This is a genomic window from Tardiphaga sp. 619_E2_N8_4, from assembly GCF_051810905.1.
In the GTDB taxonomy this organism is placed as follows: Bacteria; Pseudomonadota; Alphaproteobacteria; order Rhizobiales; family Xanthobacteraceae; genus Tardiphaga; species Tardiphaga robiniae.
On record NZ_JBPWQJ010000001.1, the window covers coordinates 100,626 to 113,818 of the forward strand.

Annotated in this window: 13 protein-coding genes; 6 read left to right on the forward strand and 7 right to left on the reverse strand. The window is 59.7% G+C overall.

From position 1 onward, the window contains the following. The first annotated feature begins 1 nt into the window (after position 1). Genes AB8A23_RS00500 through AB8A23_RS00510 form a run of 3 tightly spaced genes read left to right on the forward strand, consistent with a single transcriptional unit; the run spans position 2 to position 2,365 of the window. The gene (locus AB8A23_RS00500; RefSeq protein WP_315840661.1) at positions 2–931 is read left to right on the forward strand and encodes a branched-chain amino acid ABC transporter permease; all 930 of its coding nucleotides are present in this window, start codon (positions 2–4) and stop codon (positions 929–931) included. Continuing rightward, positions 928–1,671: an ABC transporter ATP-binding protein gene (locus tag AB8A23_RS00505; RefSeq protein ID WP_120288460.1), complete on the forward strand. Its 744-nt coding sequence runs from the start codon at positions 928–930 to the stop codon at positions 1,669–1,671. The genes AB8A23_RS00500 and AB8A23_RS00505 overlap by 4 nt, the downstream gene beginning before the upstream one ends. Next, on the forward strand, positions 1,658–2,365 hold the full coding sequence (locus AB8A23_RS00510; RefSeq protein WP_439057195.1) for an ABC transporter ATP-binding protein: 708 nt from the start codon (positions 1,658–1,660) through the stop codon (positions 2,363–2,365). The genes AB8A23_RS00505 and AB8A23_RS00510 overlap by 14 nt, the downstream gene beginning before the upstream one ends. A gap of 66 nt (positions 2,366–2,431) precedes the next feature. On the opposite strand, the gene AB8A23_RS00515 is transcribed toward AB8A23_RS00510, so the two are convergent. Further along, the gene (locus AB8A23_RS00515) at positions 2,432–3,640 is read right to left on the reverse strand and encodes a DUF3419 family protein (protein ID WP_439057194.1); all 1,209 of its coding nucleotides are present in this window, start codon (positions 3,638–3,640) and stop codon (positions 2,432–2,434) included. 169 nt (positions 3,641–3,809) lie between these two features. Here AB8A23_RS00515 and AB8A23_RS00520 point away from each other — a divergent pair, with 169 nt between their 5' ends. Continuing rightward, entirely contained in the window at positions 3,810–4,502 is a 693-nt protein-coding gene (locus AB8A23_RS00520) for a class I SAM-dependent methyltransferase (protein ID WP_439057193.1), read from the forward strand. Between the two features lies 1 nt (position 4,503). Here AB8A23_RS00520 and AB8A23_RS00525 read toward each other — a convergent pair whose 3' ends face one another. Continuing rightward, on the reverse strand, positions 4,504–5,382 hold the full coding sequence (locus tag AB8A23_RS00525; protein WP_439057192.1) for a lysylphosphatidylglycerol synthase transmembrane domain-containing protein: 879 nt from the start codon (positions 5,380–5,382) through the stop codon (positions 4,504–4,506). 320 nt (positions 5,383–5,702) lie between these two features. Between AB8A23_RS00525 and AB8A23_RS00530 the strand changes: the two genes are divergently transcribed. Continuing rightward, positions 5,703–5,924: a hypothetical protein gene (locus AB8A23_RS00530; protein WP_092139391.1), complete on the forward strand. Its 222-nt coding sequence runs from the start codon at positions 5,703–5,705 to the stop codon at positions 5,922–5,924. A gap of 16 nt (positions 5,925–5,940) precedes the next feature. On the opposite strand, the gene AB8A23_RS00535 is transcribed toward AB8A23_RS00530, so the two are convergent. The 5 genes from AB8A23_RS00535 to AB8A23_RS00555 form a co-directional block, all read right to left on the reverse strand. Further along, complete coding sequence (locus AB8A23_RS00535; RefSeq protein ID WP_439057191.1) at positions 5,941–6,768, reverse strand: NAD-dependent protein deacetylase; 828 nt, start codon at positions 6,766–6,768, stop codon at positions 5,941–5,943. A 1,020-nt stretch (positions 6,769–7,788) separates the two neighbouring features. Then, positions 7,789–8,589, reverse strand: a complete 801-nt coding sequence (locus AB8A23_RS00540) for an ABC transporter permease (protein ID WP_244628390.1) — start codon at positions 8,587–8,589, stop codon at positions 7,789–7,791. A gap of 19 nt (positions 8,590–8,608) precedes the next feature. Beyond that, positions 8,609–9,493: an ABC transporter permease gene (locus tag AB8A23_RS00545; protein WP_093759510.1), complete on the reverse strand. Its 885-nt coding sequence runs from the start codon at positions 9,491–9,493 to the stop codon at positions 8,609–8,611. Positions 9,494–9,504: 11 nt separating this feature from the next. Then, entirely contained in the window at positions 9,505–10,560 is a 1,056-nt protein-coding gene (locus AB8A23_RS00550; RefSeq protein ID WP_439057190.1) for an ABC transporter ATP-binding protein, read from the reverse strand. 99 nt (positions 10,561–10,659) lie between these two features. Beyond that, entirely contained in the window at positions 10,660–11,823 is a 1,164-nt protein-coding gene (locus tag AB8A23_RS00555) for an ABC transporter substrate-binding protein (RefSeq protein WP_439057189.1), read from the reverse strand. A gap of 255 nt (positions 11,824–12,078) precedes the next feature. Here AB8A23_RS00555 and AB8A23_RS00560 point away from each other — a divergent pair, with 255 nt between their 5' ends. Beyond that, positions 12,079–13,089 carry a Gfo/Idh/MocA family protein gene (locus tag AB8A23_RS00560; RefSeq protein WP_439057188.1) on the forward strand — a complete coding sequence of 337 codons (1,011 nt, stop codon included), beginning with the start codon at positions 12,079–12,081 and terminating at the stop codon, positions 13,087–13,089. The last annotated feature ends 104 nt before the right edge of the window (positions 13,090–13,193 follow it).

Below are 13,193 nucleotides of genomic sequence, written 5' to 3' on the forward strand. Positions count from 1 at the left end.
CATGAAACGCATTGCTCCCATCGATATCGCAGGCGGCATCCTCGTCGTCGCCTTTCTCGCGCTGCTGCCCATGTTCGCCGCCAGCAACTACCTCACCGGTGTGCTCACGGTCTGCGTGATCTACGGCATCTGGGCATCGAGCTGGGACTTCATGTCCGGCCTCACCGGGCGCGAAAACTTCGGCCATTCCCTGTTCATCGGCGCCGGCGCCTATACCGCGGGTTTCCTGTCCTCGATCTGGTCGACAAATCCGTGGGTCAGTCTGCCGCTCGGCGTCGTGATCGCCATCGCCTTCAGCCTGCTGGTCGGCTTCCCGACATTGCGGTTGCGTGGGCCATATTTCGCGCTGGCGATGCTGTCCGCTTCGGCGATCCTGCAGCGGCTGTGTCTGATTTTCTGGGAATATACCGGCGGCGAGGAAGGCATCTACGGCCTCGATCCCCTCATGAAGAACCCGCTGCATTACTACTGGTTCGTGCTGGCGATTCTCGTAGCCGCAGTGATCACACTAACGTTGCTGGCGCGGTCGCATTGGGGACTCCTGCTGCGCGCGATCCGCGGCGACGAGGCGACCTGTCAGGCTGCCGGCATCAATGTCACGTTCTACAAGATCGTGTCGCTGATGATCTCGGCCGGCTTCGCCGGGCTCGGCGGCGCGCTCTATGCGCATTACCAGCTGCAGGTGTCGCCGCCACTGTTTTCGGTCGTGGTCTCGATCACGGTGATCATCATGGTCTATGTCGGCGGCATCGGCTCGATCTATGGTGCCGCCGTCGCCGCGATCCTCCTGACGTTGCTCACCGAGATGCTGCGCGGCTTCGGCGAATACCGGCTGTGGATCTATACGCTGACCCTAATGCTGATCCTGTTCTTCCTGCCCAATGGACTGATCGCGCCGCTCTGGCGCCGGCTGACGGAGCGCCTGCGATGACCGACCTGCTCGAAGTCAACGGCGTGACCAAGCGCTTCGGCGGCCTCACCGCCGTGAAGAACGCGAGTTTCACGCTGAAGAAAGGCGAGTTCACCGGCATTCTCGGCCCCAACGGCGCCGGCAAGACCACACTGTTCAACATCCTCACCGGCTTCATGCAGCCGACCACCGGCACCATTCACTTCAACGGCGAACTGGTGCGCGAACTCGCACCCTACAAGGTGGTCAATCGCGGCATGGCGCGCACCTTCCAGCTCACCCGGCCATTCGTCGGCATGAACCTGCTGGAGAATGTGCTGGTCGCCTGCATGTCGCCGCGCGCCAGCGAGGACAAGGACAAGGAGGCACGCGCGAGCTATCTGCTGGGACAGGTCGGCCTCGGCGGTCGCGACAAGGAGCCGGTCGAGACGCTGCCTTACGGCGACCTGCGGCGATTGGAGATCGCCCGCGCGCTGGCGACCCGGCCGGACCTGTTGCTGCTCGACGAGCCCTTCGCAGGGCTTGGCAGCAGCGAGATCGAACAACTGGCACAACTGATCAGGCGTCTGCATCGCGAGGAGAACCTCACTATTTTGCTGATCGAACACAAGCTGCGCGAGTTCATGGCACTCGTATCGCGCGTGATCGCGATGAATTTCGGCGAGATCATCGCCGTCGGCCCACCGGAAGAAATCGTGAAGAACGAGAAGGTAATCGAGGCCTATATCGGCAAGACGGAGGAAGCCCATGCCTCTGCTTGAAGTCGCCGATCTCAAGGTCAGTTATGGCAAAGCACTGGCGATCGAATCCGTCTCGATCAAGGTCGAGAAGGGTGAACTCATTGGCGTGCTCGGCCCCAACGGCGCCGGCAAGACCACACTGCTGAAGGCCATCTCGCGCAGCATTGCCTCGCAGGGCACGTTGAATTTCAAGGATGCGTCGCTGCATCCGATCGAGCCATACAATGTCGTTGCCAAGGGCATCTGCCATTGCCCGGAAGGGCGCAAGCTGTTCTCGGAACTCTCTGTGCTGAAGAACCTGCAGCTTGGTGCTTACCTCCGCAAGAACAATGCCGATGTCGAGAAAGACCTGGAACGCGTCTTCACGCTATTCCCGGTGCTGCGCGAACGGCAATGGCAGCAGTCCAGCACATTGTCCGGCGGTGAACAGCAGATGGTGGCCATCGGCCGCGCGCTGATGGGCCGGCCCGAGCTATTGCTTTTAGATGAGCCGTCCGTCGGCATCGCGCCGCGGCTGAAGGGGCTGATCTTCGACTCGATCCAGCAGATCAGAAGAGACGGCACCGCGATCCTGATCGTCGAACAGGACGCGACATCGACGCTGCGGATTGCGGATCGGGTCTATGTGCTGGAACATGGGCGGACGATCCGCGAGGGGACGTCGGCGGAGATCGCCGGAGACAAGTATATCCAGCAGATTTATCTGGGGGTGTAGTTACGCTCGGATGTCGGCACCGCGAAGGCGGGGACGACATGTGGAGAGTTCGGCCGGCAAGAACGCTTACGCCTTGCGCGTATACAGATGAAACCCGCCATAGATGCCCGAACGATCCGCAGCCAGACCTTCGGCACTGCGCGCCTCTTCGCGCTGCCACGTCTCACGCAGCGATGCATGTTCCAGATCGTCCAGCGGCGACTCGGCACCGGCGGTGCGGAAGATCACCCGGATGCCGTCCTTGCCGGCGCGGTCGATCGCGTCCCACAGCGCACGGATTTCATCCGGCGCCATCCAGTCCTGCGAATCCAGCAGTACGACCGCGTCGATCTGGCGAGCCGGAAGGCTCTCCAGAAACACGCGCAGATTGGCATGCACCGGCGTGACCAGAGCGGCGCGGCCGGCGGTATCCGCGTAACGGCTCTGCTGCAGATAGAGCGGCAAGCACTTGTCACCGGGGCCGACATAGCTGCGGCTCAGCGCCTGCCAGGCAAAATAGTTGTTGGCGTTCGGATGCACGTCGATCAGAGCGAGCAGCCGCTGATGCAGCACTTCGTTGAGCGGCTGGTTGCCGCCCAGCAGCGTGCGCTGCTGCGGCGGGATGCCGAGGCTGAACAACAGCGCCGGCGTCTTCGTCATCATACGAGCGAGCCGCGAATGAAACAGCCAGTGCAGTCGTTCCAGCGCGCGCTTGCGCGCCGGGGACTGCTTGTCCTCGTGCAACAACGCCTTGAGATCGATGCGGGCGAGCTTCGCCAGCGTATGCGCGAAGCCGATGAAGCGGCCGAGCGCGCCATGACGATAGAAGCCGTCACTGAAGTAACCGTAGCGCGGGCGGCCCTGGATATCGCGCTCGTCCCAATAGCCGCGCGCTTCGGCATCGAGCAGCGGCCGCAGCCGCTCGCGATAGAGGCCCACATTGGTATCAGATGCGCCTTCGCCGAAGAATTTCCAGAAGTCCTGATAGTTCGGCAGCGCGCGCAGGCCGGCGAGCTTCAGCTTCAGCAGCGACAGATGCGCCTCGTTGAGATCGACTGCGTAGACATGCTCGGGCTTCGCCGACAGATAGGACAGCGCGTTGCAGCCGCCACTGGAAATCGTGACAATCGTCGAACCGGGCGCCAGTTTCAGCGCCGCCATGTCGGCTTCGGGATCTTCCCAGATCTGGGTATAGACCAGCCGGCGGAACCAGAAGGCGAACAGCCTGTCCCAAATCGTCGTTTCCTCGCGACCACGGCTATTGCGAACAGCGTCGGCGATCAGATGCGTATTCATCGGCTTCTTGGACCCTTCGAATCGACAATCTGAAATTTTTATCAAGCGCAGACTGCGGTTTTGCGACAGTCATTCTAAATTTCAGCCGATTCCCGCGACGAAACTACTGTCACACCGCTGTCGTGTTGCGATGAAATGGATCGCTCATCCGGATGCGATGAGGTGCGCCATGACGATTGTCTCCGAATACGAAGACGGCGGTCAGCCCGCATGGTCGAATGAAGCCACACATCGCATGAACCGGATGTATCGCTGGCAGCGCTTCATCTATGACGCAACGCGCCGGTATTATCTGCTCGGTCGCGATCAGCTCATCGCCGAACTGGCACCCGCGCCGGGCGCGACGGTGCTGGAGATCGGCTGCGGTACCGGCCGCAATCTGGTTCAGGCTGCTCAGAAATATCCACAGACGGTATTCTACGGCATCGATATTTCGACCGAGATGCTGACCACGGCCATCGCATCAATTGCACGCAACGAGCTCACGGATACCGTCCGTGTCGCCCATGGCGATGCGACGAATTTCGATCCGGCGCGCATTTTCACCGTTCCGTCATTCGATCACATCATGATTTCCTACAGCCTCTCGATGATCCCGAGCTGGCAGGATGTGCTCGACCACGCCGTATCGCAGCTCAAGCCTGGCGGGCGACTACACATCGTCGATTTCGGCCATCAGGAGCGGTTGCCAAAGGTCGCGAGCAAGCTGCTGTTGCACTGGCTGACACTGTTCGACGTGACGCCGCGCCGCGAGCTTCTCGATGTGCTGAAGACACTCGCCGAGCGTCACCACGCCAATCTCGATTTCAATCGCCCGTTCCGCGGCTACGCGCAGTCTGCGATGTTGACGCTGCCGACGTAATTCAGGCCAGCTTGCGTCTGTTCACATTCCGATAGGCTTCCACAGCGCCGAACAGCGTCAGCGACAGCACGAACGGAATCAGGTGATAGAACAGCCGGAACAGCAGCAGCACAGCCAGCAGCTGTTCGGTATGTTCGCCGCCAAGCCCGACGAGGATCGTGGCATCGAACACTCCGATGCCGGCGGGTGCGTGGCTGGCGAATCCCAATAGCGTCGCGGCGATGAAGACGACGATCACCTGCGCGACGCCAACATCCATCGTCTCGGGGATCAGCACATACATCGCCAGTGCCGCCGCCCCGAGATCGACAAGCCCGATCCCGATCTGGAAGAACACGTTGCGCCCGCTCGGCACCGGCACCGACCAGTTGCGGCCACCGAGTGTCCGCATACCGTTCCACGTCCAGGCGACATAGGCGACGATACCCGCGAGAATGGCGACCGCGATGAAGCGGTTGATCTCGGGCGAGAGTTGATCGATCCGGCTGATGGCGCCTGGCTCGTGCAAGGTGCTGAGCGCCAGTGCGGTGAGATTGCCGAGCCAGAAGGTGAGCCCGGTCAGGAAGCAGATGCGCGCGACGCCGGCGGGGCCGATGCCATGCGGTGCATAGATCCGGTAGCGCACCGCCGATGACACCAGCAGCACGGCGCCGGTTCCGTGCGAAATCGGATAGCTGGTGAAATTGGCCAGCGCTGCAACCCTGAAAGGAATGTCCCCTCGCCCGATCATCTGCAGCGCCAGCCAGTCATACAGCGTCAGGCTGCCATAGGAGATCGCCACCAGCACCAGCGCCAGCGCGATGCTGCCTGGCGGTACCATGTGCATGGCAGACAGCACGTGGGCGAAATCCACGCCCTTGAGCGCCTTGGACAGCGCCATAAACGCAATCGTAGCAATTGCTATGCTAAGGAGCGCGCCAAGCCACCTCCAGCTGAGGCGCGTACGCATCAGCTGCATGATATTTTTCAATGCGGGTGGCACATTGTTCTACTTTTCATTAGGTCTGAGCACGCCGTGATTCGCGCATGTGTTCGCGCGTTCTGTTGCACGTCCATGTGACAGCTGCGCAAAAGCAGCGTTTTGGCGTCATCCAACAATCCGGTGATTTCCAGATTTCGCCCCCGCCATGTCGCATCAAGGTCATGCGGGTTCCGTAAGCCATGCGCACTGAATGCACTGATTCATCCAAGCAGGACACCATGTCGACCGAGACCGAATATCAGCTCACCGAAAACCAGTGGGACACACTGCGGATGCTTCGCCCAGCGATCCTGCCACCGGCCAAGCTGAACCGTTACGTGCTCGATCAGCTGGTTGCGATGGGACTGGTTGCGCTATCGGACACTGATCCGGCGCTGACACCCACGGGCCGCGCCGTGGTTCTGCGCGGCTGTCCGCGACTGTGGGACCTGGCGGCCTGAGCCGAGGCATGCCGTTTTACGGCGCGTCCGCTGGCTGAAGCAGGAACGCGAGCGCGTCCTCGCAGCGATCTTCGACCTTGAAGCTGAGAAACTCGTCAGCACGCGTGCGGCCAAGATTGACCGCGGCGATGGGAATCTCCGCCCGCATAGCCGCCTGAACGAAGCGAAACCCGGAATAGACCATCAAAGACGAACCGGCGATCAGCATGGCGTCGGCCTTCTGCAGGTGGCCAAGCGCGGCATCGACGAAGTCGCGCGGCACGCTCTCGCCAAAGAACACGACATCCGGCTTGAGGACGCCGCCGCAGATCTCGCAGGCCGGCACGACAAAGGACGCGAAATCGACGTTCTCCAGATCGGCATCGCCATCGGGCGCAACAGCCGCGTCGAGATCCAGCCAACCTGTGTTCAAGCGGCCCATCTCGTGCTGGAATTCATCGCGCTGGATCCGGCGTTCACATCCCATGCAGCGCACGAGATCGAGCCGGCCGTGAAGGTCGATGACCTTCTTGCTGCCAGCGGCCTGATGCAGCCGGTCGACATTCTGGGTCAGCAGAACCTCGCATTTGCCGATCTGTTCGAGCCGCGCCAGCGCATGATGCGCATCGTTCGGCCGCGCTAGGCCGAACCGACGCCAGCCAATGAGACTGCGCGCCCAATAGCGCTGCCGCGTCAGTTCCTCGCCCATGAAGGCTTGGAAAGTCACAGGCTGCGTGCGCTTCCAGTTGCCGTCGGTGTCGCGATAATCGGGAATGCCCGAATTGGTGCTGCAGCCCGCACCGGTCAGGACAAACAGACGTTGATGGCGATCGACGAAGTCGCGAAGGACATTGGGTGGGGTCATAGGGGACGTTTATCTCTCGGCAGCAAATCATGCCAAACCGCCGCGGACGCGGCATCTAGGATTGCATATGTAGGGAGGGAATTCGGCGATTCCACCACTCGAGATCACGCCACAGCGTCGAACATCGCTGGCGAGGGGATGAACCGGTTTGTTCATGAGTGGAGACAAGGTGCTTGCGACAGTAGGAATGACTTATTTTATCTCTGCAATTGATCGACGTGAATTGCTCAAAACCTTTTTACCAAGACTTCAGACCCTGGCGGAAAACATTTCCCGAAGCGCCGCGGCGCTCAGGTAAATGAACCGCAACAGAAGCGATCGATTTTCCGCATCAGCCGCGCGCAGCACCAGATTGAATCCGTCATACTGGAAATATCTATGTCGGCGGCTAACACGCGCGGTCGCTTGCCGAAACGAAATCAATGGATGCTCCGCTTGGCCCAACCATAGGCGACCATTGCATCGTGAAACGCATTCCTAGCGTCAACAGTGCTGGCCGAATCTTCGCTCGCCGCAGTTAGCCTGCTGACGACGTCAACCCATTGAGGGGACGCGCGGGTTTCAGCTTCGACATAGCGCCGAATCCATCTCAGCGCCGAAACGACCGACAGCAGCTTCCGATCACCAGTCGGAGTCTGGCCAGGCGCATCAGCTGTCAAAGTGATCGGCGCGAAGATGACCTGCACCGTTACCCCGTCGGTTAGCGGATGAAGTCCAAGCTAGTATGGCGCAAAATACAAGGTACCCGCAAAGTCACGAAATTCAATTTGGAAACAGGCGCCCGTAGGACCGCGCTGATGCCCATGAACCAATATGCTAACGAGAACCCAACCGGCTGTTCGTCATCGGACTGTTCAATGTTCCACCCATCCGCGCCTCGAACGGCAGGTTCAAGATCGCGACAAAAGTCAATGCCGGTTACTAGGTCCGACTCCATGCTTCGGCATGGTGGTTCCTGTCGGCCTTGCGCCATGAGCCAACCCTAGCGATGACCAAGCACGCGCAGCCTCAAACATGAATTTACTTGTCGAGCTTGAACACCATCTGTGTCGGGCGCACGAACCGCAATGCGATCAGAAGCAGCGTCATGACCATCACCATGTAGATCACGGCCATGGCATCGATGGAATAGACGGGGCGAACACCACCGGCAAACATGTTGTAGAATAACGCGACGACGAGCGTCTGCGATCCACCGCCCCCGAGGAGAAATGCGAGCTCGAAATTCGATATCGTATTGACCAGCACAAGGACGCCGGCGGTCAGTATTCCAGGTACCATCAGGGGAAACAGAATCCGCCTGAAAATCTGAGCCCGGCTTGCGCCAAGCATTGACCCGCTCCATTCCAGATTGACGCTGATCTGCTCGAAAAATGGCATCAACACGAAGACGGCCAACGGGACCATCGGCACCAGGACCGCCAGAATCACGCCGACGACGGATCCCCCGACCCCATATCGGTAGAGAGTGGTCGCCAGCGGAATCCCGTAAGTCATCTGTGGGATGACCAGCGGCAGAAAATACAGCAGCAGAATGACCGATTTGAATCGGAAATTTCGTCGCGCAAGAATGTAAGCGGCCGGAAATCCAATGGCCAATGCAAGGAAGACGACAACGACTACGATGAGCAGCGTGACACCCAACACCTGCCCCAGATCGAAATTCTTCCACGCATAAGCGAACCAGTCCGTCGTATAGGCCGGCGGCAGCAGGCCGCCGAACCACCGCTTGGCAAACGAGCTCACGACAACATGCGACACGATCCCAAGCATGTTGAGGATGAAACCCACAATGAACAGATAGAGCGAAAGCTTCCACATTCTGCTTCGCATTGTGGCCCTATCTCTTTCCGACGCCCATGGTCGCTGCCGGCGACAACCGGCGACGGAACAGGATGATGACCAGCAGCGCTGCCAGCTGACACAGGCCCATAACCACCGCGATCGCGGAAGCAGCCGACATGTCATATTGTTCGAAGGCCTTCTGATAGGCCGCAATAGAGATCGTGCGCGTGGTACCCGCCGGCTGCCCGAGCATGATGGCGGACGGAAAGACCGCGAAGCTCATGACGAACACCAGCGCGAATGCGATGGCAAGACCGGGCGCGATGAGCGGCAGCATCACACGCCGGAAGACGATCGAAGGTGTCGCACCCAGCATCCGCGCCGAGCGTTCAAGGCTGGGATCGATGCCGGATATGTATCCCAGCAGCATCAGGAAGCAGAACGGGAACTGCTGCATGAACAACGCCAGCATGACGCCTGCATAGTTATGAGTCAGAATGAACGGCTCTTTGATAAGCCCTAATCCGAGAAGGACCTGATTGAACCAACCCTGCGAACCATAGAAACCCAAGATACCTTCCGACAGCAGGATCACGCCAAGCGAAATAGGCATGATCAAGATCGTGGTCACGGTCCGTTCCATGAAAATGCCCCGGCGCATGCCGTAAGCCAGCCAAAGAGCGAGCAGAAGGACAACGATCGTAGTGGGAATCGCCAGACTGAAGGTGATCCAGATCGTACCATACTGATAGGGATCACTGAAGAAGGTGAGATAGTTCGCGAGGCTGAAGCCGCCAACCTTTTGCGGCTGAAGGCTGAGATAGACACCATACAGAAACGGATAGACGAACATGCAGAGAACGTAGAGCAAGGACGGCAGCAAACAGAAGAATGCCAGCGCGTCGAATTCGCTCTTCTCATCGTTGGCTACGGCGCGCATTATTTTCTCGCCTATTCCGCAGGAAGCAAGACGACCTTGTCGATCGGAAACTGAAGGCCAATCGTGTCGGCGGTTCGTATCGCCTCGGCGGTGCGTAACCAGACTCGCGTATTGTCATTGATGCGTATGGCGGCTTCCTGTTCCCGACCGAGATACTCGACCACTTCGACACGGCCACTAACATCTTCGGCACCGGAAACCACCTCACCGCCGGCCCGGATATCGTCTGGACGTATCGCCATCACCATGTCGGTATTCACGCGCACATCGGCCCCCGCCCGCGCCCGAATGCAGATTCCGTCACCGACGCCCTCGGCGATTCCGTTGGACACTGACGCGATCCTGACCTTGAAGAAATTCCGGAAACCCATGAAGTCCGCCACGAAGACATTCTTGGGCCGGTCGTGGATTTCCTGTGGGGTACCCGACTGCATCAGGACGCCATTGCGCAACACAACGATCCTGTCCGACAGTGACAGTGCTTCGGCCTGGTCGTGGGTCACGTAGATCGACGTCAGCCCCAGCGCGGCGTGGATCTGCTTGATCTCCGCCCGCATCTCGACTCTCAGCTTGGCATCGAGATTTGATAGCGGCTCGTCGAACAGCATCAGGCGCGGATGCAACACGAGGGCCCGCGCAATCGCAACGCGTTGCTGCTGACCACCGGAGAGCTGGCCCGGATAGCGCTCCTCATAGCCCGTCAATTGCACCAGCATGAGCATCGCATCGGTACGCTTCTTGATCTCCTCCTTCGACAATGGCTTCAAGGTGAGCCCGAACGAAACGTTGTCGAAGACCGTCATGTGAGGAAACAGCGCGTAGTTTTGAAACACCATTCCGAACGCACGCTTCTCGGGCGGCAGATGATCGACCCGCGCTCCATTGAGCCTGATCTCGCCCTCGGTCGCCGCAATCAGGCCAGCGACGATCGACAAGGCCGTCGACTTTCCGCATCCACTCGGTCCGAGGAAGGTGACGAACTCGCCCTTTCGGATATCGAGTTCAAGGTTGTCCAGTACGGTCTTGTTGCCATAGCGCTTGGTGATTCCAAGCTTCAGCGAGTCCAACGTATCTCCCGGCCCGTTCATGTCGTCCCGTTTCTGAGTAAGAAGCAACACAGCCACCGGCGGGTCCGTGCATGCGGACCCACACGCTCATCGAATTGATTACTTCTTGACCTGGTTTGCGCCCACTTCCCGGTCCCAACGATCCATCGCGTAGCTCAATTCCTTCACGCCGAGCGGCGGGGATACTTTCCACTTGGTGCCGACTTCGTCGTATTCGGGCCGCCAAAACTCCTTCACCAGTTCCTGAATCTCCTTGGGCGCCTTTTCCATGGTGGCCGCGGTGATCGTCGGCCCAATGAAGCCCGGCCAGGAAAGCACCTGCTGCTCCGGTCGGCGCATGAACTTCATGAGATCGAGAATGACGTCGACCTGTTCTTTCGGCACGCCTGTGGGGATGCACCAGTAATGTCCGTCGACCACGAAGGTCGTGTTCTGAAGGATGGTGATCTTGGAGTCCGGCGGGATGACGCTCTGGGCACGCGGCTTCATGTCCCATTCCATGATGCCGGCGATGATCCAGCGTTGCCCCTGGGCGAATTCCTTCAATGTGATCGCGGTGCCCGTCGGATAGTATTCGACGTACTGCCCAAGCTCCTTCAGATAGGCCCAGGTCTTGTCCCACCCCTTGTCGGGATCGAGTGGCTTCGAGTCATTTAGAATGTGCGCCATGCCCAGTACGATCGACCGACCCGGTCCGCTATTCGCCGGACGCGCATACATCAGCCGGCCCGGATTTGCCTTTGCCCAGGCCAACAATTCTTCGGCGGTTTTCGGCGGGTTGGGCACCTTGCTGGGATTGTAGACGAACACCGGCCCGCCGGCGTTGCCCACCGACGGCACCATATAATCGCGGCCTTCGTCGTATAGCGCCTTGCCGGCAGGCGTCATCTCATCGCGCGGAAACAGCTTCTCAAAATCAGGAATCTTGATCAACTGGTTGTTGGCCGCGAGAAACGCACCACCGTCCTGTCCAGTCAGCACAAGGTTGATGTCCAGCCGTCCGGCATCCTGCTGAGCTTTGATCTTGGCCGGCAACTCCGGCGCCGGCGCGCGCTGAATCCTGATCTCCTTGATCTTGTCGGGATTGGCCTTTTTGTAGTTCTCGAGGATGACCTGGGTAGATGCCAGATCTCCCCCGGTATCGATGATCGAGAGAACGATGGGCTCGGCGGCCTTCAGAGGTTCACCAGCGAAGGCCGTCACGGCGAGGACAGCCACAGCGCCGGCAAACGGGCGCAATAATGCATTCGGACAGATGCGCATTTCCGATTCCTCCCTGGCATATGCACCCGCGTCGCGCGCGGTTGTCATTTATTTGTAAACATAGCATCGACGAGTTAGGCGACATCTGTCAAGCATTGGGAGATCGCAATCGGCCGATCATGAGCAGGACTTGCTGATGTCGCGATGTCGCACCTTGCCCGTCTTGCTCGCTCGCATATCAATCTGTGACGTCATACCCGCCCCTAAGAGCCGACAAGTCGGCGCCTTGAGAAGGTCGGCCATCGGGAGAAACGCATGCCAATTGGAGTCGGCCTGATTGGGCTCGGAATGGCGGTGAAGCCGCATATTCTTTCGTTGCTTGAATTGCAGGCGCAGGGACGGATTACGATCGTCGGCGGATTTGCGCCGTCAGCGGACCGGCGGTCAGCGTTTTCACAGCAATGGGGCGTTCCGGTTTTCGATAGCCAAGAGGATTTGCTGTCGCGCTCAGATCTCGATCTCGTCCTGATACTGACGCCCCCTGGAACGCATCTGGCGACCGTGCAGGCTGCAGCCGCAGCAGGGAAGCACATTCTGGTGGAGAAGCCCGTCGAGATATCGGTGGCCAGGGGTGAGGAACTCGCGGCCGTCACGGAGGCTGCCGGCGTGTGGTGCGGCGTGTGCCTGCAACATCGCTTTCGTTCCGCAGCACTACGCCTGAAGGCGGTGCTGGATCAGGGAGATCTGGGCGATATCCTGTCGGCGAGTGCATCGATCCGCTGGTGGCGTGATGACGCCTATTTCCGTCAACCGGACCGCGGCATGAAGGCTCGCGATGGCGGCGGCGTATTGCTCACACAGGCCATCCATACGCTCGATCTGCTTCTGCATTTCGTGGGACCGCACAAGGACGTCGCCGGTTTTGCATCGACCTCACCGCTCCGAACGATCGATACGGAAGACGTGACCGCGGCCGCGGTCCGTTTCCAAAGCGGTGCCATCGGCGTGCTCGATGCCACCAGTGTTGCGCGGCCCGGCTATCCGGAGCGTATCGAAATCGCGGGCGCGCGCGGTTCGGCCTATCTCGAGACGTTTCAATTGGTCATCCATCGTCACGAAGGTCCGCCAGAGACGGTCGGGACTTCGCAATCGGGCGGAGGTGGTGCCGATCCGATGGCATTCGATCACGGGCCACATCGGGGCGTGATCACCGAGATGCTGGATGCAATCGAAGAACGACGCGAGCCGTCCAATAGCGTGCGCTCTGCGCTTCACGTGCAGCGGCTGATCGAGGCCTGGCTATCAGACGCCGCCGCCCGCGCCTGACCGACGCTCTCACGACCGCTTGCGCCCAAGCAGTTTGGCCAGCGCTGCAATCCCGGATTGTCAGCGGGAGTGCACCGACTTGTCAAAAAGATGTAATGTTGCCA